This is a genomic window from Citrobacter amalonaticus Y19 (assembly GCF_000981805.1).
Taxonomy (GTDB): Bacteria; Pseudomonadota; Gammaproteobacteria; order Enterobacterales; family Enterobacteriaceae; genus Citrobacter_A; species Citrobacter_A amalonaticus_C.
Genome location: NZ_CP011132.1, coordinates 3,964,210 through 3,990,297, shown reverse-complemented (window position 1 = coordinate 3,990,297; position 26,088 = coordinate 3,964,210). Strand labels below are relative to the sequence as shown.

Genomic DNA, 26,088 nt, shown 5'->3' with positions numbered 1-26,088 from the left:
AGCAAAACCTGCAAAAGCGGAATATCAGCAAATTCCTGGACCTATTTCAACCTATTGACTTTTAATTTGAAATAGGAATTTTATTTTTATTAGGTTACATAAATGTAAATAACCGGCAATTCGCATTGCCGAAACCGTGTTGCGTATCGCACAATAACGACTGATTTCACGGCATAGATTCTCACGATGAGCAAATCATTACAAAAACCCACCATTCTGAACGTCGAAACGGTCGCGCAGTCGCGGCTATTTAGTGTTGAAAGCGTGGACCTCGAATTCAGCAACGGCGTGCGTCGCGTCTATGAGCGGATGCGTCCCTCTACCCGTGAAGCGGTAATGATTGTGCCGATTGTCGACGGTAATCTGATCCTGATTCGTGAATACGCAGTGGGAACGGAGTCCTATGAGCTGGGCTTTTCCAAAGGGTTGATCGACCCCGGCGAAAGCGTGTTTGAAGCGGCGAACCGGGAACTGAAAGAAGAGGTCGGCTTTGGGGCAAACGATCTGACCTTTTTGAAAAAACTCAGCATGGCGCCGTCTTACTTCTCCAGCAAGATGAATATTGTGGTGGCTGAAGATCTTTATCCCGAGTCGCTGGAAGGCGATGAGCCAGAGCCGCTGCCACAGGTGCGCTGGCCGCTGGCGCATCTGATGGATTTGCTGGAAGACCCCGATTTCACCGAAGCGCGAAACGTGAGCGCATTGTTCCTCGTGCGTGAATGGTTGAAAGGGCAGGGACGGTTGTAGGGCAAATAGCGGTGTAGGCCGGATAAGGCGTAGCCGCCATCCGGCGATAATACCAGCAGTAAAAAAGGCGCCGCAGCGCCTTTTTTATTTAGAACAGTTCGTGTGTCTCGCCACCGTCAATGATGGCCGTCCCCACCTCATGCACCGCCTGCTGTGTCGGCTGGGTGCCTTCGATGAAATATTCTGCACGGCTGTTACCGCCATTCGCCAGTTGCCCGGTACTGCGATCGATATTGACCGTGACGATACCCGGTGGCGGTGTCAGCGGCTCTTCAGGAACCCCTTCCAGCACCGCTTTCATGTAGGCATCCCATGCGGGTTGCGCACTCTTCGCGCCGCCTTCGTAGCCGGAGATCTGATCTTTGATCGCGCCAGAGGCGGTGGTGCGTCCCAGATCACGGCGGTGATCGTCAAACCCAATCCACACGGAGGTGACTACCCCCGGACCGTAGCCGGAGAACCAGGCGTCTTTCGAGCTGTTGGTCGTTCCGGTTTTTCCGCCGATATCATGTCGATTCAGATCGCGACCCGCACGCCAACCGGTGCCCATCCAGCCGGATTCGCCGAAAATGTTGGTGTTCAACGCGCTTTTAATCAGGAAGGCCAGCGGCGTGTTGATCACATGCGGTGCATACTCTTGCGCCCCGGTTTGTGCCACTAACGCCTGATTTGCCTGCTCCAGTTTGGGCATTGGCACGGCAGCGTTTTGCTGTTCACCAGAAATGGCGACATCTTCCACATTGCTGTTTTCCAGAACGTTGGATTTCTGCGTATCACCGTAAATCACCGGGATATCGCATTCCGGACAGGCAATCTTCGGCTTCGCTTCGAAAATCACGCCGTTCTGGTCTGTTTCAATCTTGCTGATGAAATACGGGTCGACCAGGAAGCCACCGTTCGACATCACCGCATAACCGCGCGCCACCTGTAACGGGGTAAAGGACGCGGAGCCCAGCGCCAGGGATTCGGTGTGCACAATGTTTTGTGCCGGGAAGCCGAAACGTTGCAGATATTCCGCCGCGTAGTCCACGCCCATTGCTCGCATGGCGCGTACCATCACCACGTTTTTCGATTCACCCAGCCCCTGACGTAAACGAATCGGACCGGCGTACTGCGGTGGCGAGTTCTTCGGACGCCAGTCGGAACCGGCACCGGCATCCCAGCGGGAGATGGGCACGTCGTTCAGCATGCTCGCCAGCGTCAGACCTTTATCCATCGCGGCGGTGTAGAGGAACGGCTTAATGTTAGAACCGACCTGACGCAGTGCCTGGGTGGCACGGTTGAACTTGCTCTGATTAAAGTCAAAGCCGCCGACCAGCGCCAGCACGGCCCCGTTTTTCGGATTGATAGAGACCAGCGCGGAGTTCACATCCGGGACCTGCGCCAGCCACCAGGCGTCGCCCATCTTCCGTACCCAGATCTGCTGACCGGTCTGTACCGCGTCAGTCACTTTACGCGGCGTCGGACCCTGCTGGGTATCTGAGCGATAAGGACGCGCCCAACGAATGCCATCCATTCGCAGAGAGACCGACGTGCCATCTGCCAGCGTCGCCGTCGCTTCCTGCGGATTAGCACTGGTGATCACCGCAGGCAACAGCGGCCCGTAGGTTGGCAGCGCTTTCAGCGTATCGGTGATTTTCTTACTGTCCCACGCGGTTTCACCCACTTTCCACAGCACATTGGCCGGGCCGCGATAGCCGTGGCGCATGTCGTAGTCCAGCACGTTATTACGTACCGCCTGTTGCGCAGCCTGCTGCACTTTGCGGGTAATGGTGGTGTAAATGCGATAACCGTCTTCATAGGCGTTTTCGCCGTAACGGCTGTACATCTCCTGACGCACCATCTCTGACAGATACGGGGCGGAGAAGGCGATTTCTGGCGCATGATAGTTGGCGTCGATCGGCTCATTACGCGCCTGATCATACTGCGCCTGGGTGATATACCCTTCGCTCAGCATACGCGACAGCACCACGTTGCGGCGTGCGATCGCACGGTCCATCGAATAGAGCGGGTTAAAGGTGGACGGCGCTTTCGGCAGCCCGGCAATCACCGCGATCTCACCCAGATCAAGCTGGTCGACGGATTTACCGAAATAGACCTGTGCCGCCGCTCCGACGCCATAGGCGCGGTAACCGAGATAGATCTTGTTCAGGTAGAGTTCGAGGATCTCATCTTTGCTCAGCAGTTGCTCAATGCGGATCGCCAGGAACACTTCCTTAATCTTACGCATCAGCGTGCGTTCGGGGCTGAGGAAGAAGTTTCTCGCAAGCTGCTGCGTGATGGTACTCGCGCCCTGAGAGGCGTGGCCGGAGAACAGCGCGACGCTGGCCGCACGGAAGATCCCCACCGGATCAACGCCGTGGTGCTCATAGAAGCGACTGTCTTCTGTGGCGATAAAGGCTTTAACCATTTCCGGCGGGATCTGACTGAGCGTCACCGGAATACGACGTTTCTCACCATATTGCGCGATGAGCTCGCCATCTGCGCTGTAAACCTGCATCGGGATCTGCAAACGCACATCTTTAAGCGTCGCGACGTCAGGTAACTGTGGCTCAATATAGCGATAGAGGCCATAAATCGAGCCTGCTCCCAGCAGGATGCAACATACTGCAAGGATCAATAAATACTTTACGAACTTCACCGGAGATTTCCCATTTAGTTTCATTTGGGCAGTTTATAAACAACCGCGCGGTAGTATAAAGGCAAGCCAGACGCATTGATATACCCGCGAGAGCGACGGGTGATAAGGAGATCATCAGCAATGGCTTTCAGATTCTGGCAAGTCGGCCTGCACATTCAGCCACAGGAGGTCCTGGCGGTTGCCGTTGTTCGCGGCGCGTCGGGCTGGTATCTACAGCGCTGGTGGCGTTTGCCGCTGGCGAAACCGACGATCAACGACGGGCATTTCCACGACGCCGAACAGCTTGTGGCGGTGTTACAACCGTGGAGTCGCGAGCTGCCGCAACGCCACCATATTCACCTCTCTTTTCCCGCGAGTCGGACGCGGCAAAAACGCTTTCCCCGCCCGTCAATGTCACTTCGCGAGCGCGAACAAACCGCCTGGCTGACCGGGTCGATGGCGCGTGAACTGGACATGGAATCGGCTGCACTGCGATTTGATTATAGTGAAGATGCGCTCGTCCCGGCCTATACGGTTACCGCCGCCCAGGACAAAGAGATTTCAGGCCTGTTGACGCTGGCGAAAACACTTGGCATAGACGTCACGGCGATCACGCCGGATGCCTGCGCCTTGCAGCGTCTGCTGCCTTTTCTTTCCCCGGAACAGCCCTGCCTGGCGTGGCGCGATGACACGCAGTGGTTGTGGGCGACGCGTAACGCCTGGGGACGAAAGTCGCTGACAGAAATCACCCATATTCACGACCTGGCCGCTGCGCTTTCCCTCCGCTCCGAAGAGGTGGCGCTCTGCGCAAAAGAGGGGTTTGACCCCTGGCAGGCGGTTTCAATTCGTCAACCTCCCGTGCCCGTGGAAGGTCACGCTTTCGCCGTTGCGCTGGGACTGGCGTTGGGGGGAATGCGCTGATGCAATCCCCTGTCAATTTTTTGCCCTGGCGACAACAGCGACGTGGTGCCTGTCTGCGTTTGTGGAGCGGGCTGTTCAGCGCATCCGCAGCGATTGCGCTGGCGCTAATGCTGAGCGGATACGCCGTTCGCAGCATGGACGGGCGGGTGAATGGGGTCTTACTACGTGCGGAGCAGAAACTCGCCACAGCACTGACGACCGTGAAGCCCCGGCTAGAGGTGCGTCAACGTCAGGCGCAGCAGACCATTCAACGAGACAGATTGCGAGAGCAGACCCGTCGCTGGCAGTCGGCGCTGGAAAACCTTGCGTTAAGCTTACCCGCGCAGGTCTGGCTGACCAGCATGGACTACCAGCAGAGCACGCTGGCGCTCAGCGGAAAAGCGCTCACCTTTTCTGCGCTCAGTGCGCTGGAAACCACCCTGCGCGACTCGCCGGTGTTTGAGATAAACCACACCGGTGCCACCCTGCGTGATGCGCAGGGGTACTGGCAGTTTCAGTACCGGCTGAAATGGAGAGAAGTGCATGACCATTCTCTTTGACGTCTGGTGTGCCTTCTCGCCTCGCACCCGCGTTGTCTGCTGGTTAAGTTGGGTAGCTGCGCTAAGTGCGCTCGCAACGTTTTTTCTGCACTTTCCGGGAATGGACGGCGATGATGCGCTTAACCTGCAACGGGCGGCGAACCGCCAGATCAGGCCAACGCTGTATCACCTCTCCGGCGCGCTGACAGAGTCGCAGGTTTCATCGACACCGCAAACGCCGCCGTTTTCCCCCCTCTCGATTCAGGTGCCGAATGTGCAGTTGCTGCACTGGCAGCCGTCGGCGCAGGGGGGTGAACTTGCGGTGCAGGCGCCGTGGGAGGCGGTGGTGTCGTTATTTGGTTATCTGGCGACGCGAGGCATGTCAGTGAGTGGATTCTCGCTGAAGGCGGAAAATGACGAACGGGTGTTGACGCTCACTCTGGAGTCTTTCCATGAGGGTTAGGGACGGGCTGCTGGTGGCCTTTTCATTGCTGATGCTGACCGGCATGCGCGATCCATTTCGCCAACCAGACGATCGTTGTCATGGCGCAGAACTGGCCCAATGGCGATATCAGGGGATGGTGAGCCGGGGTGAGCGCAACATTGGCCTGTTGCAGGACGGGCAGCACCGCTGGTGGCGTGTCGAGCATCATGAAGTTCTGGATAACGGCTGGACAGTCGTGCAACTCACCGCCCTAACGTTGACTGTGAGCACGGGTAAAGAGTGTGACCCGCCCCAGTGGCAGTGGCAAAGACAAGGAGAGGTTAATGAAGCAATGGATACTGGTGGCGTTGATAGCCGTCCTGCAGTCGGCTCTGGCCGGAAAAACGCAGAACGTGACGCTGGTGGTGGATGACGTTCCCGTCACGCAGGTACTTCAGGCGCTGGCCGAACAGGAGCGGAAAAACCTCGTGGTATCGCCAGACGTCAGCGGCGTGGTGTCACTGCATCTGACAGACGTCCCGTGGAAACTAGCGCTCCAGACGGTGGTGAAGAGCGCCGGACTGGTACTGCGTCAGGAAGGCTCGGTTTTGCATGTGCATTCCGAGAGCTGGCAGAGCGAAGAGGCGGCGCGGCAGGAGGCGGAGATCGCACGACGTCAGGCGAATTTACCGCTGGAAAGTCGGCACATTGCCCTGCATTACGCCGATGCCACTGAACTGGCGAAAGCGGGGGGCAAACTGTTGAGTGCCAAAGGCAGTCTTACGGTGGATAAGCGTACTAACCGGTTGCTGGTCAGGGACAACCCGCCGACGCTGGCACTGATGGAACAGTGGGTGGCGCAAATGGACCTCCCGATAGAACAGGTTGAGCTGGCGGCGCATATCGTGACCATTAATGAAAAAAGCCTGCGTGAGCTGGGGGTGAAATGGACGCTGGCAGATGCAACGAAGACCGGTGCCGTGGGACAAGTGACGACGATAGCCAGCGATCTCTCGGTTGCAAATGCCACCACCCGCATCGGGTTTAATATTGGTCGTATTAATGGTCGGCTGCTGGATCTGGAACTGTCCGCGCTGGAGCAACAGCAGCAGCTCGACATTATCGCCAGCCCGCGTCTGCTGGCTTCCCATCTACAGCCTGCGAGTATCAAGCAGGGGAGTGAGATCCCCTATCAGGTTTCCAGCGGCGAAAGCGGCGCAACGTCGGTTGAATTTAAAGAAGCCGTACTTGGGATGGAAGTCACCCCGACGGTTTTACCGAAGGGGCGGATCCGCCTGAAGTTGCGCATCAGCCAGAACATGCCGGGGCAGGTGCTGCAACAGGCAGACGGTGAAGTACTGGCAATCGATAAGCAGGAGATTGAAACACAGGTCGAGGTGAAAAGCGGAGAGACGCTGGCGCTGGGCGGCATTTTTTCAAACAAGAATAAAACCGGTAAAGACAGTATTCCGCTGTTAGGTGACATCCCCTGGTTTGGACAACTCTTTCGTCATGACGGGAAAGAAAGTGAGCGTCGCGAGCTGGTGGTATTTATTACGCCCAGATTGGTCTCGACAGAATGATTTATGCATGAAACACCGTTGTTTTTGCACTTAACTCGTTTCAGGGATTTGACGTACGCAGCTATTTAGCATACAAGGAGTACCGATTTGAGAGTCGGTACTTCTCATCGCCGTCCGGCAATGCCGACTCGGATTGCCTACAATCTGGTTTGATGATTTATTCAGTTGCCAAACCTGCTTGAGTATTGAGATAATTTTCAGTCTGACTCTCGCAATATCTTATGAGGTTTCAGTTCATGTCCTGCTGCGCTCAGTGTCTGCGACGCGGGTTTATCATTAACGAATAGTCTTAGTAGTACCGAAAAAATGGCAGAGAAACGCAATATCTTTCTGGTTGGGCCTATGGGTGCCGGAAAAAGCACTATTGGGCGCCAGTTAGCTCAACAACTCAATATGGAATTTTACGATTCTGATCAAGAGATTGAGAAACGAACCGGAGCTGATGTGGGCTGGGTCTTCGACGTAGAAGGTGAAGACGGCTTCCGCGATCGTGAAGAGAAAGTCATCAACGAATTGACGGAAAAACAGGGTATTGTGCTGGCTACCGGCGGTGGCTCTGTAAAATCGCGTGAAACCCGTAATCGTCTTTCCGCGCGTGGCGTCGTGGTGTATCTCGAAACGACCATCGAAAAACAACTTGCGCGTACACAGCGCGATAAAAAACGTCCGCTGTTGCAGGTAGAAGCACCGCCTCGTGAAGTTCTGGAAGCGTTGGCCGACGAACGCAATCCGCTGTATGAAGAGATTGCCGACGTAACCATTCGTACCGATGATCAGAGCGCCAAAGTCGTTGCAAACCAGATTATTCATATGCTGGAAAGCAACTGATTCTGGCTTAATACACACTCGGTAAGCGGGTATAAGTCATTAAGGTGGATGTCGCGTCATGGAGAGGATTACCGTCACTCTCGGGGAACGTAGTTACCCTATCACCATCGCGGCTGGTTTGTTTAACGAACCAGCTTCATTCTTACCGCTGAAATCGGGCGATCAGGTTATGTTGGTCACCAACGAAACCCTGGCTCCCCTTTATCTTGATAAGATTTGCAGCGTACTTGAACACGCGGGGGTGAACGTTGATAGCGTCATCCTGCCTGACGGCGAGCAGTACAAGAGCCTGACGGTGCTGGATACGGTATTCACCGCCTTACTGCAAAAACCGCACGGTCGTGATACGACGCTGGTCGCACTTGGCGGCGGTGTCATTGGCGACCTGACCGGTTTTGCCGCTGCCAGCTATCAGCGCGGTGTTCGCTTCATCCAGGTCCCGACGACGCTTCTGTCGCAGGTCGACTCCTCCGTTGGCGGTAAAACCGCAGTAAACCATCCCCTCGGCAAAAACATGATTGGCGCGTTTTACCAGCCGGCCTCCGTGGTGGTGGATCTCGACTGTCTGAAAACACTGCCTGCTCGCGAACTGGCGTCCGGTCTGGCGGAAGTGATCAAGTACGGCATTATTCTTGATGGCGAATTCTTTAACTGGCTGGAGGAGAATCTGGATGCGTTATTGCGTCTGGATGGACCGGCAATGGCCTGGTGTATTCGTCGTTGTTGTGAGCTGAAAGCCGAAGTTGTTGCCGCAGACGAGCGCGAAACCGGCTTACGTGCTTTACTGAATCTTGGGCATACGTACGGTCATGCCATTGAAGCTGAAATGGGTTATGGCAATTGGTTACATGGTGAAGCGGTCGCAGCAGGCATGGTAATGGCGGCGCGCACGTCGGAACGTCTGGGGCAGTTTGCGCCAGACGATACGCAGCGCATCATCACGTTACTCAAACGTGCCGGTTTGCCGGTTCACGGACCGCGCGAGATGTCTGCGCAGGCTTACCTGCCGCACATGCTGCGTGATAAAAAAGTGTTGGCGGGAGAAATGCGCTTAGTCCTTCCGCTGGCAATAGGGAAGAGTGAAGTACGCGGCGGAGTGTCGCACGAGGTAGTTCTTAACGCTATCGCTGATTGCCAGCAAGCGTAACAACAAGAAAGGACGGACTGATACGGATCACGTATCGGCCATTTAGATTCAGGTTAGTTGCAACGTCGTAAGCATTAGCCTTTGAGTGGGGTGTTAAATGGATGAATTCAAACCAGAAGACGAGCTGAAACCCGATCCCAGCGATCGTCGTACTGGTCGTTCTCGTCAATCTTCAGAACGCGGTGAACCACAGATCAACTTTGATGATGTTGATCTGGATGCTGACGATCGCCGTCCTGCACGCGGGCGTAAAGAACGCCTTGATGAGCAAGAGAGGGAAGAAGATTACGATTCCGATGATGAAGAACTCGTGGATGAGGAGCGCGTAGAGCGCCGTCCGCGTAAGCGTAAAAAAGCCGCCAGTAAACCCGCTTCCCGCCAGTACATGATGATGGGCGTGGGCGTGCTGGTTCTGTTGCTGCTGATCATCGGTATTGGCTCCGCGCTGAAAGCGCCTTCCACCCCGTCTTCAGACGCACAAACGGCGTCTGGCGAGAAGAATATCGATCTCTCCGGCAATGCCGCTGACCAGGCAAACGGCGCCCAACCGGCGCCGGGAAATACCTCCGCTGAACAGACTGCAGGCAGCACGCCGCAGGATGTTTCTTTGCCGCCAATCTCCTCCACGCCGACGCAGGGACAAACGCCTGCGACCGCAGACGGTCAACAGCGTGTAGAAGTGCAGGGCGATCTGAATAATGCGCTGACGCAGCCGCAGGGCCAGGAACAGGTGAATAATGTGGTGGCGAACTCCACACTGCCTACTGAACCTGCGACCGTTGCGCCAGTGCGTAATGGTAATGCGCCGAGCCAAACGGCTGCGACGCCTGGCAGCGAGCGTCCGGCCACCACGCGTCCGGAGCGTAAGCAGGTTGTGATTGAGCCGAAGAAACCGCAGACGACCGCGAAAGCGACGCCAGCGGAGCCGAAGCCGACAGCCCAGCCTAAACGAACCGAACCCGTAGCGCCTGCAGCCACCGCAGCACCGAAAGCGACGGTCAACACCGCTCCGGCACAGACGACTGCGCCAGCACAAACGGCAGCGCCTGCTCAGACTGCACCAGCGGCGAGTAGCGCAGCGGCAGGCAAAAGCGCCGGTAACGTCGGGTCGCTGAAGTCCGCACCGTCCAGCCATTACACCCTGCAGCTCAGCAGCTCTTCTAACTACGACAACCTGAACGGTTGGGCGAAGAAAGAGAATCTGAAGAACTATGTGGTGTATCAGACGACGCGTAACGGTCAACCGTGGTATGTTCTGGTGTCTGGCGTGTATGCCTCGAAAGAAGATGCGAAACGTGCCGTTTCCACGCTGCCAGCCGATGTGCAGGCAAAAAATCCGTGGGCCAAACCGTTGCATCAGGTACAGGCCGATCTGAAATAATGTTAAAGCGCAGGATGCTGTCGGAGCTTTCTCCACAGCCGGAGAAGGTGTAATTAGTTAGTCAGCATGAAAAAAAATCGCGCTTTTCTGAAGTGGGCAGGGGGGAAATACCCCCTGCTTGACGACATCAAACGGCATTTACCGCAGGGTGAATGCCTGGTCGAACCCTTTGTGGGTGCAGGGTCGGTGTTTCTTAACACCGACTTTTCTCGTTATATTCTTGCCGATATCAACAGCGATCTTATCAGTCTCTATAAGATCGTGAAGACCCGTACCGACGAGTACGTGCAGGCTTCCCGTGAGTTGTTTAGCCCAGAGACCAATCAGGCTGAGGTTTACTACCAGTTCCGCGAAGAGTTCAACGCCAGCCAGGATCTTTTCCGTCGTGCGGTTCTGTTCCTGTATCTGAACCGATATGGTTACAACGGCCTGTGCCGGTATAATCTGCGCGGCGAGTTTAACGTGCCGTTTGGACGTTACAAAAAGCCTTACTTCCCGGAAGCTGAGTTGTATCACTTTGCGGAAAAAGCGCAGAATGCGGAATTCCACTGCCTCTCATATGATGAGTGCATGGATCGTGCGGATGCGAACTCGGTTGTCTATTGCGATCCGCCCTACGCCCCGCTGTCAGCGACGGCGAATTTCACCGCGTATCATACCAACAGCTTCAGCCCGAAAGAGCAGGCCCATCTGGCGAAGATGGCCGAAAAGCTGGTCAGTAAGCGGATCCCAGTGTTAATTTCGAACCATGACACCCCGGATACCCGCGAATGGTACAAAGCGGCGGAACATTTTCAGGTCAAAGTGCGGCGCAGTATAAGCAGCAACGGCGGCACACGTAAAAAGGTGGACGAACTACTGGCTCTGTACAAACCAGGAGTTGCAACGCCTGCGAATAAATAATTCTCAAGGAGAAGCGGATGAAACAGTATTTGATTGCCCCCTCAATCCTGTCGGCTGATTTTGCTCGCCTGGGTGAGGACACCGCGAAAGCGCTGGCTGCCGGTGGTGACGTCGTGCATTTTGACGTCATGGACAACCACTATGTGCCGAATCTGACCATGGGGCCGATGGTCCTGAAATCCCTGCGTAAATACGGTATTACGGCCCCCATTGATGTGCATCTGATGGTGAAACCGGTCGACCGAATCATCCCGGATTTCGCCGCCGCAGGCGCCAGCATCATTACTTTTCACCCGGAAGCCTCCGAACACGTTGACCGCTCGCTGCAACTGATTAAAGAGCACGGCTGTAAGGCCGGGCTGGTCTTTAATCCGGCGACGCCGTTGAGCTATCTGGACTATGTGATGGACAAACTGGATGTGATCCTGCTGATGTCCGTCAACCCGGGCTTTGGCGGTCAGTCCTTCATACCGCAAACGCTGGACAAACTGCGCGAAGTCCGTCGTCGCATTGACGAGTCGGGCTACGACATTCGCCTCGAAGTGGATGGCGGTGTGAAAGCGAGCAACATCGGTGAAATCGCCGCTGCGGGGGCTGACATGTTTGTCGCCGGTTCCGCGGTCTTCGATAATCCAGACTACAAAAAAGTCATTGATGATATGCGCAGCGAACTGGCAAAGGTAAGTCATGGATAAATTGCAGGATATTCGGGGCGTCGCCTTCGACCTCGACGGTACGCTGGTGGACAGCGCGCCGGGATTGAGCGCCGCAGTGGATATGGCGCTGTACGCGCTGGAGCTGCCGGTTGCCGGTGAAGAGCGCGTTATTACCTGGATTGGTAACGGTGCTGATGTATTGATGGAGCGTGCGTTAACCTGGTCTCGTCAGGAGCGTGCCACATTACGTAAAACGATGGGCAAACCGCCGGTCGATGATGATATTCCCGCCGAGGAGCAGGTCCGTATTCTGCGTAAGCTGTTTGACCGCTACTACGGGGATGTGGCCGAAGAGGGGACGTTCCTGTTCCCTGATGTCGCCGATACGCTGGGCGCGCTGCATGCCAAAGGGTTGCCGCTCGGTCTGGTAACCAACAAGCCGACGCCATTTGTTGCGCCATTGCTCGATGCGCTGGATATTGGCAAATATTTTAGCGTGGTCATCGGCGGTGACGACGTCCAGAACAAAAAACCCCATCCGGATCCCCTGCTGCTGGTGGCAAGTAAGCTCGGCATTGCGCCGGAGCAATTGCTCTTCGTCGGGGATTCGCGTAATGATATTCAGGCGGCAAAAGCCGCTGGCTGCCCGTCCGTTGGCCTCACCTATGGCTACAACTACGGTGAACCGATCGCGCTGAGCCAGCCAGACGTCATGTACGACCGCATCAGTGAACTACTGCCCGCACTCGGGCTTCCGCATAGCGAAAATCAGGAATCGAAAAATGACTAAGCCCATCGTTTTTAGTGGCGCACAGCCCTCAGGTGAATTGACCATTGGCAACTACATGGGTGCACTGCGTCAGTGGGTGAACATGCAGGATGACTACCATTGCATCTATTGCATCGTTGACCAGCATGCCATCACCGTTCGCCAGGATCCCCAGCAACTGCGTAAAGCGACGCTGGATACGCTGGCGCTCTACCTCGCGTGCGGCATCGATCCTGAAAAAAGCACCATTTTCGTTCAGTCCCATGTACCTGAACATGCGCAACTGAGCTGGGTGCTGAACTGCTACACCTACTTCGGTGAACTGGGACGCATGACTCAGTTTAAAGATAAGTCGGCTCGCTATTCAGAGAACATCACTGCCGGTTTGTTTGATTACCCGGTGCTAATGGCCGCAGACATTCTGCTGTATCAGACTAATCAGGTGCCTGTCGGTGAAGACCAGAAACAGCACCTGGAACTGAGCCGTGATGTCGCCCAGCGTTTTAACGCGTTATATGGCGACATCTTCAAAATCCCTGAGCCGTTTATTCCAAAATCAGGTGCCCGCGTCATGTCACTGCTCGATCCGACCAAGAAAATGTCCAAGTCGGATGACAACCGTAACAATGTGATTGGTCTGCTGGAAGATCCGAAATCGGTGGTTAAAAAACTTAAACGAGCCATGACTGACTCGGAAGAGCCGCCGGTTGTGCGTTATGACGTTAAAGAGAAACCCGGCGTGTCCAACCTGCTGGATATTCTCTCTGCCGTGACCGGCAAGAGCATTCCTGAGCTGGAACAGAGCTTCGAAGGCAAAATGTACGGTCATCTGAAAGGCGAAGTGGCGGATGCAGTTTCCGGCATGCTGACCGAGTTGCAGGAGCGTTATCATCGTTTCCGCAACGACGAAGCTTTCCTGCAACAGGTGATGAAAGACGGCGCGGAAAAAGCCAGCGCGCGCGCCTCTGCTACGCTGAAAGCGGTCTACGAAGCGATTGGTTTTGTCGCCAAACCGTAACGGCTGCGAGAAATAAAAAACCGGGAAAAATTTTCCCGGTTTTTTTGTCTGTCATATCGACTGCTGATTAATGGTTGGAATACCAATTCAGCTTGTCGCGCAGTCCGACAACCCGGCCAACGATGATCAGCGCCGGACTTGCCACTTTCGTTGCCAGTTCACCCAGTTGCGACAGTTCGCCGTTCACAACCCGCTGTTTCACCGAGGTGCCGTTCTCAACCAGTGCAACCGGCATATCGGCCTGCATACCAAATTCGATCAATTTTTGCTGGATAGTGGCTGCCTGATTCAGCCCCATGTAGAACACCAGCGTCTGTTTCTCTGCCGCCAGGTTTTCCCAGTCCAGTTCGCCGCCGGTTTTCAGGTGTCCGGTAACCAGACGTACGCTCTGGGCGTAGTCACGGTGAGTCAGCGGAATACCGGAGTAGGCGGAACAACCGGAAGCTGCCGTAATCCCCGGTACGACGGAGAATGGAATGCCAGCGTGGCACAGCGTTTCCAGCTCTTCGCCACCACGACCAAAGATAAAGGGATCTCCGCCTTTCAGACGGACGACGCGTTTGCCCTGTTGCGCTTCGCGCAGCAGGATTTGGTTAATTTCTTCCTGCGGAACACAGTGATAGCCCGCGCGTTTACCCACAAATACGCGGTCGGCGTCGCGGCGCACAAGGTTCATGATGTCGTCAGAAACCAGGCGGTCATAGACCACCACATCGGCCTGCTGGATCTGCTGTAGCCCTTTCAGAGTCAGAAGACCGGCATCACCAGGACCTGCGCCCACCAGCACCACTTCACCACGATGATCCAACGGCTCGCTGAGCATCTGTTCAGTGGTTTCTTCCACCGCTTTGTGGTCGGCATTAGCCAGCGACTGCGCCAGTCTGTCGTTAACAAACAGCTTTTCCCAGAAGCGGCGACGTTCGCCCATCGTGGCAAACTGTTTTTTCACCCGGGAACGAAGTTGCCCGGCGTACTGCGCGACCTGGCCCAAATGTTGAGGTAATACGGATTCCAGCTTTTCACGCAGCAGACGAGCCAGCACCGGTGAAGTGCCGCCGGAGGAGACCGCCACCATCAGCGGTGAACGGTCGATAATCGATGGCATGATGAAACTGGCCGCTTTCGGGGCATCCACGACGTTACAGAAGATACGACGGGATTGTGCGGCATCGCTGACGCGCTGATTCACCGCGTCATCATCAGTCGCGGCAATCGCCAGCCAGCACGGGTCGAGAAGGGCTTCATCAAACGGCCCTTCCACCAGCGTTAACATGTTTTCATTTGCCCATACGGTGAACTGCGGAATAAACGCCAGCGCATTAACCGTTAAACGAGCGCCCGCTTCCAGCAGTAAACGTGCTTTGCGTTCTGCGACATCACCACCGCCGACAATCAGACAGTCGCGGTCACGTAGTTGACAAAATATAGGCAAATGATCCACGACATTACCCCTTAATTATTGGCAGCAGCCTCAGTTTGGTTGATTTTTGCCGGAGCAGGTCGCTCCGATTTTGGCGTAGCATACCAATAACCTAATCCCATGAACACGACACCGGACAAAGTATTGCCGAGTGTTACCCACAGCAGGTTATGACCAATCCCCGCCAGGGTATAGGCTTCGCTGTGGTGACCGAACCAGGAGAGGGCAAACAGCGTCATGTTGGCAACCGAGTGTTCATAGCCGGACGCGATAAACGCCAGAAGACACCACCAGATAGCGATAAATTTCGCGGCGCCTTCGGTACGGATTGCCATCCAGATTGCCAGACAAACCAGCCAGTTACACAGCGCGCCTTTGAAGAACAGTGCCATTGCCGGTGCCGTGGTTTTCGCCAGCGCGACCGAGTGTACGATGCTGGTATCGACCGGCAGCAGGCTACCGCCGCCCCAGCTGTACAGCAGCGCGACGAACACGGAACCGACCAGATTACCCAACCAGGTCTGCGGTAAAATCGCCCACATCTGCCCCTGGCTGATGGTGCCCGCTTTGACGCCAAGCGTCAGGAACATCGTGTGGCCGGTAAACAGTTCAGAACCGGCAATAATCACCAGCGTTAAGGCGATCCCAAACGTCGCGCCCATCACCAGCGGGCGCACGGACGGGTCGAGTAAGTTACCGAGAGTGAAAATCAGAATGATGCCGAGGCCAACGTAAGCGCCAGCCATCGCAGAACTGACCCAAAAGCCGAGCGGGTTATTTGCCGACAGGCGTGCGATACGTGCAGCGTTTGCCGCACATTTGTTAATCGTATCTGTGAACATGGTTATCCTTGAAATGAAAAAATAAAAACGTAACCGTAGGCCGGATAAGGCATAAATGCCTTATCCGGCCTACGAAAAAAAGGGAGGCGCAACGCCTCCCTGAAATTCATTCGCTGCGCAACTGCACAATGCCGTCTTTCACCCGCGCCTCGTAGTGCGCCACGGAATGACGTTCATCCTCCATGCACAGGCCGTCGCTCAGGCGGAAGCGCTGTTTTTTCAACGGGCTGGCAACCCACAATTCACCCTGATGTTCCGCAATCAGCCCACGGGACAGCACGCTGGACTCAAAAAACGGGTCGATGTTGCTAATCGCAAACACCTGGTCGCTGTGATACGGACGGAAGATGGCGACCTGTTCCTCACCTAACAACGCGCAGACGCCGGTTGCGGGCAGGATGTCATCAATGTGGCAGATGTTTTTCCACTGGCTCATGCGTTTTCCTCCACCAGAGTGACCGGGATGCGTTCGTACGGTGTGGCCGGACGATGCTGTTCACGTTCAGGCACCACCTGGACGTTCGGATCGCGTTTATCGCTGTTGATGAAGTGTCTGAAACGCGTCTGGGCAGACGGCGTGTTGACGGTTTCCGTCCACTCGCAGACCACGGCTTCACGCAGACGCGCCATCTCTGCTTCCAGGTGTTCGTTCAGGCCCAGCTTGTCGTCGATGATGACGGAACGCAGATACTCGATACCGCCTTCCAGATTGTCTAACCACGGCGCGGTGCGGGTCAGTTTGTCCGCGGTACGGATGTAGAACATCATGAAACGGTCGAGATAATTGAGCAGGGTTTCGCGGTCGATATCCGCTGCCAGCAGATCCGCATGACGCGGTTTCATCCCGCCGTTACCGCAGACGTACAGGTTCCAGCCTTTTTCGGTCGCGATGATACCGACGTCTTTGCCCTGGGCTTCGGCACATTCACGGGTACAGCCGGAAACGCCGAACTTCATTTTGTGCGGGGTGCGAATGCCTTTGTAGCGGTTTTCCAGCTCAACGCCGAAACCGACGCTGTCGCCCACGCCGTAACGGCACCAGGTGCTGCCCACGCAGGTTTTCGCCATGCGCAGCGCTTTGGCATAGGCATGACCGGTTTCGAAACCTGCTTCAATCAGCTGACGCCAGATTTCCGGCAGGTCATCTTTCTGCGCGCCGAACAGGCCGATACGCTGAGAACCGGTGATTTTGGTGTACAGGTTAAATTCTCGGGCGATACGACCCACGGCGACCAGGCCTTCCGGGGTAATTTCACCACCGGCAGAGCGCGGGATCACGGAGTAGGTCCCGTCTTTCTGGATGTTTGCCAGGAAGTTGTCGTTGGTATCCTGCAACGGCGTGTGTTGCGGTTTCAGGACGTACTCATTCCAGCAGGAGGCCAGCAGAGAACCCACGGTCGGTTTACACACTTCGCAGCCGTAACCTTTACCGTGTTTCGCCAGCAGCTCCTCGAAGGTTTTGATGCCTTCCACGCGAATCAAATGGAACAGTTCCTGACGCGAGTATGCAAAGTGCTCGCACAGGTTGTTGTTGACTTCGATACCCTGTTTCGCCAGTTCGGCGTTCAGCACCTGAGTGACCAGCGGGATGCAGCCGCCGCAGCCAGTACCGGCTTTGGTTTCGGCTTTCAGCGCGGCAACAGTGTGGCAACCTTTGTTGATGGCGGCGACCAGCATGCCTTTGGTGACGTCGAAACAGGAGCAAATCTGCGCGCTGTCCGGCAGTTTATCCACGCCGATAGACGGCTTACCGCTGCCTGCATGGGCGGGCAGGATCAGCGAATCCGGATTTTCCGGCAGTTCGATGGCGTTCAGCACCAGTTGCAGCAGGTTTCCGTAATCGCTGGTGTCACCGACCAGCACCGCGCCGAGCAGGGTTTTGTTATCAGAACTTACGATCAGGCGTTTGTAGACCTCTTTGCTTTCATCAAGATAGACATAGCTACGTGCGCCAGGTGTGCGGCCATGCGCGTCGCCAATACCGCCGACATCAACGCCCAGCAGTTTCAGCTTAGCGCTCAGATCCGCGCCTTCGAAGGCGTTTTCGTTTTCGAGGATATGGTCAACGGCGACCTGCGCCATTTTGTAACCCGGCGCGACCAGACCGTACACCCGGTTATTCCAGCTGGCGCATTCACCGATGGCGTAGATATCCGGGTCGGACGTCTGGCAGGCATCGTTGATCACGATCCCGCCGCGTGGCGCGACCTCAAGGCCACACTGCGTCGCCAGCTTGTCGCGTGGGCGAATCCCGGTGGAGAAGACGATGAAATCCACTTCCAGCTCGCTACCGTCGGCAAAACGCATGGTTTTACGGGCTTCGGTGCCTTGCTGAACGATCTCCTGGGTGTTTTTGCTGGTGTGCACACGCACGCCCATGCTTTCAATCTTGCGACGTAGCTGTTCGCCGCCCATATGGTCAAGCTGTTCAGCCATCAGCATCGGGGCGAATTCAATCACATGCGTTTCCACACCGAGGTTTTTCAGCGCGCCTGCGGCTTCCAGACCTAACAGACCGCCGCCGACGACTGCACCACGTTTACTGCGACGAGCGCAGGATTCAATCGCGTTGAGGTCTTCAATGGTGCGATAAACAAAGCAGTCCTGGGTTTCGGAACCTTTAATCGGCGGGATCCACGGATAAGAGCCGGTCGCCATGACGAGCTTATCGTAGTAAACCGTACGGCCCGCGCTGGAGTGAATGACCTTTTCCTGGCGGTTGATGGTAATCGCGCGTTCGCCGACCAGCACGTTAACGCCGTGCTTCTCGTAGAATCCTTCGCGGACCAGAGACAGTTCTTCAGCAGTGTGATGTGAGAAGTAGGATGACAGGTGCACACGGTCGTATGCCTTGCGGGGTTCTTCGCAGAAAACAGTAATATCGAACAGGCTGGCGTCGGATTTATCAAGAAGGTCCTCAATAAAGCGATGGCCGACCATACCATTACCGATGATAGCGAGTCTGACTTTGCTCATTTTTGCCTCGATTTCTTTTCTATTACTGCCTACCTTAACGATTCAGCAACCCCGCTTATTGATGCAAATCAAATTCACCTTTATATACTCCTTAAGGAGTATATTGCTGATTTGACAGCGTTTTCTTAAGTTGTGGAAATATCAGACTTTTCGCGATCGTACAAATAACATACAAATTAAAGGGTTTTTGGCGACAAAGGACTACCACTAAAGATTGGGTGGCCTACATCGTTCGGGGAAGGGGAGAAAATCGATAAAATGCCGGATGGCGGCTGCGCCTTATCCGGCATGGAAAGAGGATCACCTTGCGTAGGCCGGATAAGACGCAACGCGTCGTCATCCGGCAAAGAACATTACGGTGCAGTCGGGGCGTCGTGCTGGCGATGGCGAGTGACAAAGCCCAGGATGAAGCACATGACGAAGACGATGGCGTACAGGCCATTCGCGGTAAGCAGGGCGGCCTGAGGACCGCTATGCGCCACGATAGGGCCGGTAACGACAAACGTCAGCATGGTGCCGATGGTGCCACAGGTCAGTACGAAGTTAACCAGTTTTGGCGAGGCCACTCGGGTCTGCTGCGAACCCAGGGTGATAATGGTGGTATAGATGGCGCTCGAGAAGAAGCCCAGTGCCAGAATAAACCACGGCATATGTTCAGGCGTACCGGTGATGAACAGGTACATCAGTACGGTAGCCAGGGCGGCCAGCACGGTCAGAATACGCTGTAAGTCGAAGAAACGCAGAATGAAGCTGAAGGCCCACATCCCGAACATGTACGACATCCAGAAGTTGCTGACCAGCGTGCCGGCGTCGTTCAGGCTCATCCCCAGCCCTTTCGCGTACTCAGGTACCCAGGAGATAAAGCCCAACTGGCCAAGGATGTAACACAGCGCGGCGACTGACAGGAACAGCACGCCGATACCCCATTTCTCTTTCACGGCCGGCGTGTCGCTCTGCGGCGCGTGTTTGCCCAGCGGCGGGAATTCACAGCCGAAGGTCAGAAGGAAAATAGCCACATAGACCAGACCGATGCAGGCGTACACCCAGTACCACTCGATGCTGCGCGCCAGCAGGAACGCGGCGACCATCGGGAAGATCATCCCGGCCATACTGAAAAAGGAGTCGGTGAACAACAGACGAGAGCCGCGCTGACGGCCTTCGTACATCTGTGTAATCAGGAACGTACCAATCGACATCGTGATCCCGCTGACCAGTCCCAGTACAAACATTGCGGCGGAGAACAGGGCCAGGCTATGGCTGAACATCAGTCCCGCCACGGCCAGCACCATCAGGATAAAGCCGAAACGCAACTGCGTTTTCAACGGGACGATTTCCATCAGCCAGGCATTGAGGAAAATGGAGATCAAAATACCGGCGTTCAGGAAGGTGAAGGTATTACTCATACTGGAAACCGGCAGATGGAAATACTCTGCGATGTTTCCCATCACCATCCCGGTGACAATAACCAACGCACCGGTGAGGGCGTAGGAGAGAAAGCTAATCCATGTGAGCTTGATACGATTGCTGTTAGTCATGACTGGCCTGTAAATGGAAGTAAAGCGCGTTGACAGCGCTATGAGCGGGCAGATTTTAGGCGTTTTAGTGATTCATTTAAATGTTTATTGGCAACTTCTGACTTTGTTGCACCTTTCAATGTGATCAAAATCACAATATTGAGTAAGCCCATCGACGTTACAGATGTTTCTGGTACGTAAAATTAGGTAAAGGGATGGCCTTGTCCCTGAAGGCTCTTTAGAATCAAACCACTGGTTTTTGTTACCGCTCTCCTAAAGGAAATCTCATGCTCAAATCGACCCTGGCGGCTGTTGCAGCTGTTTTCGCCCTTTCTGCTCTCTCTCCCGCAGCGTTGGCGGCAAAAGGGGATCCGCACGTTTTGCTGACAACCTCTGCAGGTAATATTGAACTGGAACTGAATAGCCAGAAAGCGCCTGTTTCAGTGCAAAACTTTGTCGATTATGTGAACAGCGGTTTCTATAACAACACCACGTTTCACCGCGTGATCCCGGGCTTCATGGTCCAGGGCGGTGGTTTCACCGAGCAGATGCAGCAGAAGAAACCCAATCCTCCGATTAAAAACGAAGCCGACAACGGCCTGCGCAACACGCGCGGCACCATCGCGATGGCGCGTACTGCTGATAAAGACAGCGCGACCAGCCAGTTCTTTATCAACGTAGCGGATAACGCCTTCCTCGATCACGGCCAGCGTGACTTCGGTTATGCCGTATTTGGTAAAGTTGTGAAAGGGATGGACGTGGCTGATAAGATCTCCCAGGTTCCGACCCATGATGTTGGCCCTTACCAGAATGTGCCGTCAAAACCGGTGGTTATCCTCTCCGCAAAAGTTCTGCCGTAATCCTTTCCCGCGCGGGCATTGCAGGCCCGCGTCGTTTCATCCTCCCTGCGCAACTGCGTTTTGCTGCTTATACTTGTGGCAAACACGGAACAATCAGGGAGGCGTAATGTGAAAAAACTCACCGACAGGCAAAAATCCCGGCTCTGGGAACAACTGCGAAATGTGAATTTTCAGGCCAGTCGCCGTCTTGAGGGCGTCGAACAGCCGCTAATCACGCTTAACGCCACAGAGGCGCTGGCGCGTCTGGAAGAACTCCGGAGGCACTATGAGCGCTAAAATCGGCGACGACCGCGATCCGTATCTCTACCCCGGACTGAACGTGATGCGTAACCGTCTGGGGATCCACCAGGTTGAGCGTCTGGAGCAGGCCGCGTACGAACTCACCGCGCTGCGTGCGGCGACCATCGAACTGGGGCCGTCGAAGCGCGGCTTGCCTCACCTGTGTGCTATCCATCGTCAGCTTTACCAGGACGTTTTTGACTGGGCAGGTCACCTGCGTGAAGTGGATATCTACCAGGGGGATACCCGCTTCTGCCACTTCGCTTACATCGAAAAAGAGGGCAATGCCCTGATGCAGGATCTGGAAGAAGAAGGCTATCTGATAGGGCTGCCGAAAGAGAAATTCGTCAATCGCCTTGCGCATTATTACTGTGAGATCAACGTTCTGCATCCGTTTCGTCTTGGCAGCGGCATGGCGCAGCGGATTTTCTTTGAACAACTGGCTGTTCATGCCGGTTATCTTCTTCGCTGGAGGGATGTTCCGGTGGCGGAGTGGAATCGGGCGAATCAGGAAGGGGCGATGGGCGACCTTAGCGCATTACAGGCGATATTTCGTAAAGGGGTAAGCGAAGCCGAGGAAACTGAGTAGAATAGCGCGGTTTTCCTGGACCGGAGCCGCCATGATCCTGCTTATCGACAACTACGATTCTTTCACCTGGAACCTCTACCAGTATTTTTGCGAGCTGGGCGCTGACGTGCAGGTTAAGCGCAATGATGAATTGACGCTGTCGCAGATCGATGCGCTGAAGCCGCAAAAAATCGTCATTTCGCCCGGTCCCTGCACCCCGGATGATGCCGGAATTTCGCTGGATGTGATTCGCCATTACGCCGGGCGTTTGCCGATACTGGGGGTTTGTCTGGGGCATCAGGCGATGGCGCAGGCATTTGGCGCAACCATCGTGCGTGCCGCTAAAGTGATGCACGGAAAAACGTCACCCATCCGCCACACGGGACAGGGCGTGTTTCAGGGATTAACTAACCCCCTTACCGTCACCCGTTATCATTCGCTTCTTATCGATCCCGCCACGCTTCCCGACTGCTTTGAGGTGACCGCCTGGAGCGAAACGCAGGAGATCATGGGGATCCGCCATACAACGTGGGATCTGGAGGGCGTGCAGTTTCATCCGGAAAGTATTCTCAGCGAACAGGGCCATCAGCTGCTGGCAAATTTCCTCAGTCGGTGATTTGTGGTTGCTATCTTATGATTTTTTATGCATATTTTGTGATTATATTTTCACATTCATTTATGCATAACTGGATGGTCATGAGATGGCAACTGAACAAAATGCAGTAACCCGGGCAACTTTCGATGAAGTCATTCTGCCAATTTATGCACCGGCGGAGTTTATTCCGGTAAAAGGAAAAGGCAGCCGGGTCTGGGATCAGCAGGGCAAGGATTACGTTGATTTCGCGGGCGGGATTGCGGTGACTGCGCTGGGACATTGCCATCCGGCGCTGGTGGAGGCTCTGAAAACCCAGGGCGAAACGCTCTGGCATACCAGTAACGTTTTCACCAACGAACCTGCACTGCGTCTGGGGCGAAAAATTATCGACGCCACTTTTGCCGAACGCGTGCTGTTCATGAACTCCGGGACCGAAGCCAACGAAACGGCGTTCAAGCTGGCGCGTCATTATGCCTGTGTGCGCCATAGCCCGTTTAAAACTAAAATCATTGCCTTTCATAATGCGTTCCACGGTCGCTCGTTGTTTACCGTTACCGTGGGGGGGCAGCCGAAGTATTCCGATGGCTTTGGACCAAAACCGGCGGATATCATCCACGTTCCGTTTAACGATCTCCACGCGGTGAAAGCGGTGATGGACGACCATACCTGCGCGGTCGTGGTTGAACCGGTGCAGGGCGAGGGCGGCGTTCTGGCCGCGACGCCGGCGTTCCTGCAAGGTTTGCGTGACCTCTGCGATCAGCATCAGGCGCTGTTGGTGTTTGATGAAGTGCAATGCGGGATGGGGCGCACCGGCGACCTGTTTGCTTATATGCACTACGGCGTGACGCCGGATATTCTCACCAGTGCGAAAGCCCTGGGCGGCGGTTTCCCGGTGAGCGCGGTATTAACGACTCAGGAGATCGCCTCAGCGTTTCACGTCGGCTCTCATGGATCAACCTACGGCGGTAACCCGCTGGCCTGTGCGGTGGCGGAGGCGGCGTTCGACATCATCAACACCCCGGATGTGCTGGGCGGCGTGGTGGCGAAACGGCAGAAATTTGTTCAACATCTGCAACAGATTGATGAGCAGTACCATGTGTTCAGCGACATTCGCGGCATGGGCCTGTTGATTGGCGCCGAGTTGCAACCGCAGTACAAAGGACGCGCGCGTGATTTCCTCTATGCGGCGGCGGATGCCGGCGTAATGGTGTTGAATGCCGGTCCGGACGTGATGCGCTTTGCGCCATCGCTGGTGGTGGAAGAGGCGGATATCGACGAAGGGATGCGGCGTTTTGCTGACGCTGTTGCGAAGGTTGTCGGTTAACGGTTTGCCTGATGGCGCTGCGCTTATCAGGCCTACAAACGTCTGTAGGCCGGATAAGGCGTTACGCCGCCATCCGGCAATCAGTGTTAACCCCGCATATCCCGCAACCGGCGGCTGAGCCAGATTCCGTGGTGCGGCCGCTGACGCCATGCCACGGACGAGATGGTATGCATAGTGTTCAGGTGACCGATAACACGCTGTAGATGCTGTTCCAGGGTACTTGACGGTCCGTGGGTGAGCATCTCTGGCGCTTCCAGGATGTTCACATCCCCTGAGCTGCCCGGCCCGTCGTACTCCAGTCGTTGTTGACAGCGTTGCAGCGCAATTTCACACGATTGCAGATACCGCTGCGCCAGGTCGGGCGTCAGCATCGTATGCTCGCGCGCCAGCGTGGTCATGGCATTGATGTGCTCGACGATAAACTGGCTGTGCGTCACCCACAGCTTCATTTCTTCCAGATAATGGCTGTTAAAGCCGGGTTCCTGCATCGCCTGATTGAGCGAGTTAAACAGCGTGTTGTGCGCCTGATTGACCCGCATACGCTGCCAGGCGAGCGGCGTCGGTTGCGGATCGTTACTCAGAATCAGGCGAATGGCCTCTTGATCGGCCTCCAGCGCGTCATGGGCGTTTTTACGCAACAGACCGCTCTGCCACTGCGGCCACAGCCAGACGGTCCCCCCAAACGCAATCAGGCAGCCCATGACCGTATCGACAAATCGCGGGATAATAAACTGCTCGCCGTCCAGCGTCAGGAGTTGCAGGGTATACACCGCGGTGAGGGTAAATCCTACCGTCGCCCATCCGTAGTTTTTCCGGATGGTCAGATAGCTGACCAGGGTGATCACCAGCATCAGCGCCAGCGTATACCCTTCAGGAATATGAAAGTGCAGCGTCACGCCTGCGATAATCAGCCCCACCAGCGTTCCTGCCGAACGGTGCAAAATACGCACGCGGGTGGCGCCGTAACCGTTTTGTGTCACAAACAGAATGGTCATCAGGATCCAGTAAGGTTTCGGCAGATGTAACGCCGACCCCATCAGACTGGCAATGCTGAGCATTACGCTGATCCGCCCGGCATTACGCAGCGCCGGAGATTTCAATGAGAGGTAGTTTTTCAGCGCCGGTAGCAGCGGTAACCGACGCTGTTTATCGGCCATCAGATCGCGGGCGTAGAGTGGCCGCTGGGTGCGAAGCACGCGGGCGATACGGCTGAAATGCCAGTAACAGAACTGACCGACGGGGTTATCCGGATGCTGATTCGCAATTTTTTCCAGCGCGCCAATCTGCTTTTGCATGGTAAACCGCGTCGGCAGTCGGTGATAGAGAATGTCATCCGCCAGTACGCGCAGGCGAGCGGCGACCGTTTGCGCATTCCAGCGGATCACCTGCTCCGCGTGGCTGCGTTCGACCAGCTTTTGCACTTCTTCCGGCTGATGCAGACTGACGGAGATATGCTCCTGCAGATCCAGTGCTTCCTGAAAAGCGCGCAGCATCCGCTTGTAGTCATTATTGTGATGCGCCGACAGCATGTGCATCTGCTGATAGCATTGGGTGATGAGGTCGACCGCTTTCTGCTGGCGCATCAGCAGTGGCGGCAACGCTTTTTCCGGGTCAGTATGCTGGGTCAGCATACTGTATTTGGCTTCGCAGTAATCTGCCAGTTCCCGGTACAACAGGCTCAGTGATTCGCGAAGCGGCTGCTCACGCCAGAGCCAAAACCAGAACCAGTTAAACAACCCGTACCATAGCGTGCCCAGCGCGTAGATCAGCAGAGGCTCCCAGACAGGCATGTTTCCTGCCAGGCTCAGTGTGAAAATCGCCGCAATCAGCGAGGCCGGAAGCAGGCGGGCGTGAAGGGCGCTCAACTCCGCAGTGACGCCAAGCGTGAGCGTCAGGCCGGTCAGGATCAGGGGTAACGGTATCGCCTGCGCCAGCAGCAGTTGCATGATCAGGCTACAGCCAGCAAACAGCGACGCACCGATAATCAGGCGTTTGAAAAAGCGTTTATGCGGAGTATCAAGCCCGGCAATATTGCAGCAGGCGGGAACGAGAGAGAAGAGCAGGCCCAGATGTAACTGCCCGATGATCAGGCCGACGGCCACGGGCAAGCAGAGCACCAGTGTTTGACGTAGTGCATAGTTGATTTCTGGGTGATAAATCAGTCTGCGCCACATTGGCAAAACAAAAATGACGCG

At 55.5% G+C, this 26,088-nt stretch carries 25 protein-coding genes; 18 read left to right on the top strand and 7 right to left on the bottom strand.

The features are described 5' to 3' along the window. Nucleotides 1-186: 186 nt before the first annotated feature. Nucleotides 187-747 carry an ADP compounds hydrolase NudE gene (gene nudE / locus F384_RS18450; RefSeq protein ID WP_046491328.1) on the top strand — a complete coding sequence of 187 codons (561 nt, stop codon included), beginning with the start codon at nt 187-189 and terminating at the stop codon, nt 745-747. 88 nt (nt 748-835) lie between these two features. Here the strand turns inward: nudE and mrcA are convergent, their stop codons facing one another. Continuing rightward, the gene (mrcA, locus tag F384_RS18445; protein WP_046491327.1) at nt 836-3,388 is read right to left on the bottom strand and encodes a peptidoglycan glycosyltransferase/peptidoglycan DD-transpeptidase MrcA; all 2,553 of its coding nucleotides are present in this window, start codon (nt 3,386-3,388) and stop codon (nt 836-838) included. Nucleotides 3,389-3,508: 120 nt separating this feature from the next. Here mrcA and F384_RS18440 point away from each other — a divergent pair, with 120 nt between their 5' ends. The 12 genes from F384_RS18440 (at nt 3,509) to trpS (ending at nt 13,515) form a co-directional block, all read left to right on the top strand. Beyond that, nucleotides 3,509-4,288: a hypothetical protein gene (locus tag F384_RS18440; protein WP_046491324.1), complete on the top strand. Its 780-nt coding sequence runs from the start codon at nt 3,509-3,511 to the stop codon at nt 4,286-4,288. Next, nucleotides 4,288-4,827, top strand: a complete 540-nt coding sequence (locus F384_RS18435) for a PilN domain-containing protein (RefSeq protein WP_046491323.1) — start codon at nt 4,288-4,290, stop codon at nt 4,825-4,827. The genes F384_RS18440 and F384_RS18435 overlap by 1 nt, the downstream gene beginning before the upstream one ends. Continuing rightward, nucleotides 4,811-5,269, top strand: coding sequence for a hypothetical protein (locus tag F384_RS18430; RefSeq protein ID WP_046491322.1), 459 nt, complete (start codon nt 4,811-4,813; stop codon nt 5,267-5,269). Before F384_RS18435 ends, F384_RS18430 begins: the two co-directional genes overlap by 17 nt. Beyond that, the gene (locus tag F384_RS29190) at nt 5,259-5,663 is read left to right on the top strand and encodes a HofP DNA utilization family protein (protein ID WP_052746957.1); all 405 of its coding nucleotides are present in this window, start codon (nt 5,259-5,261) and stop codon (nt 5,661-5,663) included. Before F384_RS18430 ends, F384_RS29190 begins: the two co-directional genes overlap by 11 nt. Then, nucleotides 5,575-6,813 carry a DNA uptake porin HofQ gene (gene hofQ, locus F384_RS18425; protein WP_046491321.1) on the top strand — a complete coding sequence of 413 codons (1,239 nt, stop codon included), beginning with the start codon at nt 5,575-5,577 and terminating at the stop codon, nt 6,811-6,813. Before F384_RS29190 ends, hofQ begins: the two co-directional genes overlap by 89 nt. A gap of 306 nt (nt 6,814-7,119) precedes the next feature. Next, entirely contained in the window at nt 7,120-7,641 is a 522-nt protein-coding gene (gene aroK / locus F384_RS18420; RefSeq protein ID WP_042322869.1) for a shikimate kinase AroK, read from the top strand. Nucleotides 7,642-7,699: 58 nt separating this feature from the next. Next, nucleotides 7,700-8,788: a 3-dehydroquinate synthase gene (aroB, locus tag F384_RS18415; protein WP_046491319.1), complete on the top strand. Its 1,089-nt coding sequence runs from the start codon at nt 7,700-7,702 to the stop codon at nt 8,786-8,788. 97 nt (nt 8,789-8,885) lie between these two features. Beyond that, nucleotides 8,886-10,169 carry a cell division protein DamX gene (damX, locus tag F384_RS18410; RefSeq protein WP_046491317.1) on the top strand — a complete coding sequence of 428 codons (1,284 nt, stop codon included), beginning with the start codon at nt 8,886-8,888 and terminating at the stop codon, nt 10,167-10,169. A 66-nt stretch (nt 10,170-10,235) separates the two neighbouring features. Further along, a complete protein-coding gene (gene dam, locus F384_RS18405; protein WP_046491316.1) occupies nt 10,236-11,072 on the top strand; it encodes an adenine-specific DNA-methyltransferase in 837 nt (278 codons plus the stop codon). A 17-nt stretch (nt 11,073-11,089) separates the two neighbouring features. Beyond that, the gene (rpe, locus tag F384_RS18400) at nt 11,090-11,767 is read left to right on the top strand and encodes a ribulose-phosphate 3-epimerase (protein ID WP_046491315.1); all 678 of its coding nucleotides are present in this window, start codon (nt 11,090-11,092) and stop codon (nt 11,765-11,767) included. Next, the gene (gene gph, locus F384_RS18395) at nt 11,760-12,518 is read left to right on the top strand and encodes a phosphoglycolate phosphatase (RefSeq protein WP_046491311.1); all 759 of its coding nucleotides are present in this window, start codon (nt 11,760-11,762) and stop codon (nt 12,516-12,518) included. Before rpe ends, gph begins: the two co-directional genes overlap by 8 nt. Beyond that, nucleotides 12,511-13,515: a tryptophan--tRNA ligase gene (gene trpS / locus F384_RS18390; RefSeq protein ID WP_046491309.1), complete on the top strand. Its 1,005-nt coding sequence runs from the start codon at nt 12,511-12,513 to the stop codon at nt 13,513-13,515. Before gph ends, trpS begins: the two co-directional genes overlap by 8 nt. Nucleotides 13,516-13,582: 67 nt before the next feature. Here trpS and cysG read toward each other — a convergent pair whose 3' ends face one another. From cysG to tsgA, 5 genes are all read right to left on the bottom strand, one after another. Continuing rightward, entirely contained in the window at nt 13,583-14,956 is a 1,374-nt protein-coding gene (cysG, locus tag F384_RS18385) for a siroheme synthase CysG (RefSeq protein WP_046491307.1), read from the bottom strand. 11 nt (nt 14,957-14,967) lie between these two features. Further along, nucleotides 14,968-15,777: a nitrite transporter NirC gene (gene nirC / locus F384_RS18380; RefSeq protein ID WP_042322840.1), complete on the bottom strand. Its 810-nt coding sequence runs from the start codon at nt 15,775-15,777 to the stop codon at nt 14,968-14,970. Nucleotides 15,778-15,883: 106 nt separating this feature from the next. Continuing rightward, complete coding sequence (gene nirD / locus F384_RS18375) at nt 15,884-16,213, bottom strand: nitrite reductase small subunit NirD (RefSeq protein WP_046491304.1); 330 nt, start codon at nt 16,211-16,213, stop codon at nt 15,884-15,886. After that, on the bottom strand, nt 16,210-18,753 hold the full coding sequence (nirB, locus tag F384_RS18370; RefSeq protein ID WP_046491302.1) for an NADPH-nitrite reductase large subunit: 2,544 nt from the start codon (nt 18,751-18,753) through the stop codon (nt 16,210-16,212). The genes nirD and nirB overlap by 4 nt, the downstream gene beginning before the upstream one ends. Before the next feature lie 353 nt (nt 18,754-19,106). Next, on the bottom strand, nt 19,107-20,288 hold the full coding sequence (gene tsgA / locus F384_RS18365; RefSeq protein WP_046491300.1) for an MFS transporter TsgA: 1,182 nt from the start codon (nt 20,286-20,288) through the stop codon (nt 19,107-19,109). Between the two features lie 266 nt (nt 20,289-20,554). On the opposite strand from tsgA, the gene ppiA reads away from it, so the two are divergent. The 5 genes from ppiA (at nt 20,555) to argD (ending at nt 23,893) form a co-directional block, all read left to right on the top strand. Next, nucleotides 20,555-21,127: a peptidylprolyl isomerase A gene (gene ppiA / locus F384_RS18360; protein ID WP_046491297.1), complete on the top strand. Its 573-nt coding sequence runs from the start codon at nt 20,555-20,557 to the stop codon at nt 21,125-21,127. 108 nt (nt 21,128-21,235) lie between these two features. Continuing rightward, entirely contained in the window at nt 21,236-21,403 is a 168-nt protein-coding gene (locus F384_RS28040) for a YhfG family protein (protein ID WP_052746956.1), read from the top strand. Next, nucleotides 21,393-21,995 (top strand): putative adenosine monophosphate-protein transferase Fic, encoded by a 603-nt coding sequence (locus tag F384_RS18355; protein WP_046491295.1) that lies wholly within the window; start codon nt 21,393-21,395, stop codon nt 21,993-21,995. Before F384_RS28040 ends, F384_RS18355 begins: the two co-directional genes overlap by 11 nt. A gap of 31 nt (nt 21,996-22,026) precedes the next feature. Continuing rightward, nucleotides 22,027-22,590, top strand: a complete 564-nt coding sequence (gene pabA / locus F384_RS18350) for an aminodeoxychorismate synthase component 2 (protein ID WP_046491293.1) — start codon at nt 22,027-22,029, stop codon at nt 22,588-22,590. An 85-nt stretch (nt 22,591-22,675) separates the two neighbouring features. Continuing rightward, nucleotides 22,676-23,893 carry a bifunctional acetylornithine/succinyldiaminopimelate transaminase gene (argD, locus tag F384_RS18345; protein WP_046491291.1) on the top strand — a complete coding sequence of 406 codons (1,218 nt, stop codon included), beginning with the start codon at nt 22,676-22,678 and terminating at the stop codon, nt 23,891-23,893. Nucleotides 23,894-23,979: 86 nt separating this feature from the next. Here argD and F384_RS18340 read toward each other — a convergent pair whose 3' ends face one another. Next, nucleotides 23,980-26,067, bottom strand: a complete 2,088-nt coding sequence (locus F384_RS18340) for a YccS/YhfK family putative transporter (RefSeq protein ID WP_046491289.1) — start codon at nt 26,065-26,067, stop codon at nt 23,980-23,982. Nucleotides 26,068-26,088: the final 21 nt, after the last annotated feature.

Coding starts and splice junctions, on each gene's coding strand:
- damX (WP_046491317.1), top strand. CDS start 8,886: ATGGATGAATTCAAACCAGAAGACGAGCTGAAACCCGATCCCAGCGAT.
- F384_RS18340 (WP_046491289.1), bottom strand. CDS start 26,067: ATGTGGCGCAGACTGATTTATCACCCAGAAATCAACTATGCACTACGT.
- nudE (WP_046491328.1), top strand. CDS start 187: ATGAGCAAATCATTACAAAAACCCACCATTCTGAACGTCGAAACGGTC.
- nirC (WP_042322840.1), bottom strand. CDS start 15,777: ATGTTCACAGATACGATTAACAAATGTGCGGCAAACGCTGCACGTATC.
- argD (WP_046491291.1), top strand. CDS start 22,676: ATGGCAACTGAACAAAATGCAGTAACCCGGGCAACTTTCGATGAAGTC.
- gph (WP_046491311.1), top strand. CDS start 11,760: ATGGATAAATTGCAGGATATTCGGGGCGTCGCCTTCGACCTCGACGGT.
- dam (WP_046491316.1), top strand. CDS start 10,236: ATGAAAAAAAATCGCGCTTTTCTGAAGTGGGCAGGGGGGAAATACCCC.
- nirB (WP_046491302.1), bottom strand. CDS start 18,753: ATGAGCAAAGTCAGACTCGCTATCATCGGTAATGGTATGGTCGGCCAT.
- F384_RS18440 (WP_046491324.1), top strand. CDS start 3,509: ATGGCTTTCAGATTCTGGCAAGTCGGCCTGCACATTCAGCCACAGGAG.
- hofQ (WP_046491321.1), top strand. CDS start 5,575: ATGAAGCAATGGATACTGGTGGCGTTGATAGCCGTCCTGCAGTCGGCT.
- rpe (WP_046491315.1), top strand. CDS start 11,090: ATGAAACAGTATTTGATTGCCCCCTCAATCCTGTCGGCTGATTTTGCT.
- F384_RS18430 (WP_046491322.1), top strand. CDS start 4,811: ATGACCATTCTCTTTGACGTCTGGTGTGCCTTCTCGCCTCGCACCCGC.
- aroB (WP_046491319.1), top strand. CDS start 7,700: ATGGAGAGGATTACCGTCACTCTCGGGGAACGTAGTTACCCTATCACC.
- ppiA (WP_046491297.1), top strand. CDS start 20,555: ATGCTCAAATCGACCCTGGCGGCTGTTGCAGCTGTTTTCGCCCTTTCT.
- F384_RS18435 (WP_046491323.1), top strand. CDS start 4,288: ATGCAATCCCCTGTCAATTTTTTGCCCTGGCGACAACAGCGACGTGGT.
- trpS (WP_046491309.1), top strand. CDS start 12,511: ATGACTAAGCCCATCGTTTTTAGTGGCGCACAGCCCTCAGGTGAATTG.
- aroK (WP_042322869.1), top strand. CDS start 7,120: ATGGCAGAGAAACGCAATATCTTTCTGGTTGGGCCTATGGGTGCCGGA.
- tsgA (WP_046491300.1), bottom strand. CDS start 20,288: ATGACTAACAGCAATCGTATCAAGCTCACATGGATTAGCTTTCTCTCC.
- F384_RS29190 (WP_052746957.1), top strand. CDS start 5,259: ATGAGGGTTAGGGACGGGCTGCTGGTGGCCTTTTCATTGCTGATGCTG.
- pabA (WP_046491293.1), top strand. CDS start 22,027: ATGATCCTGCTTATCGACAACTACGATTCTTTCACCTGGAACCTCTAC.
- F384_RS18355 (WP_046491295.1), top strand. CDS start 21,393: ATGAGCGCTAAAATCGGCGACGACCGCGATCCGTATCTCTACCCCGGA.
- nirD (WP_046491304.1), bottom strand. CDS start 16,213: ATGAGCCAGTGGAAAAACATCTGCCACATTGATGACATCCTGCCCGCA.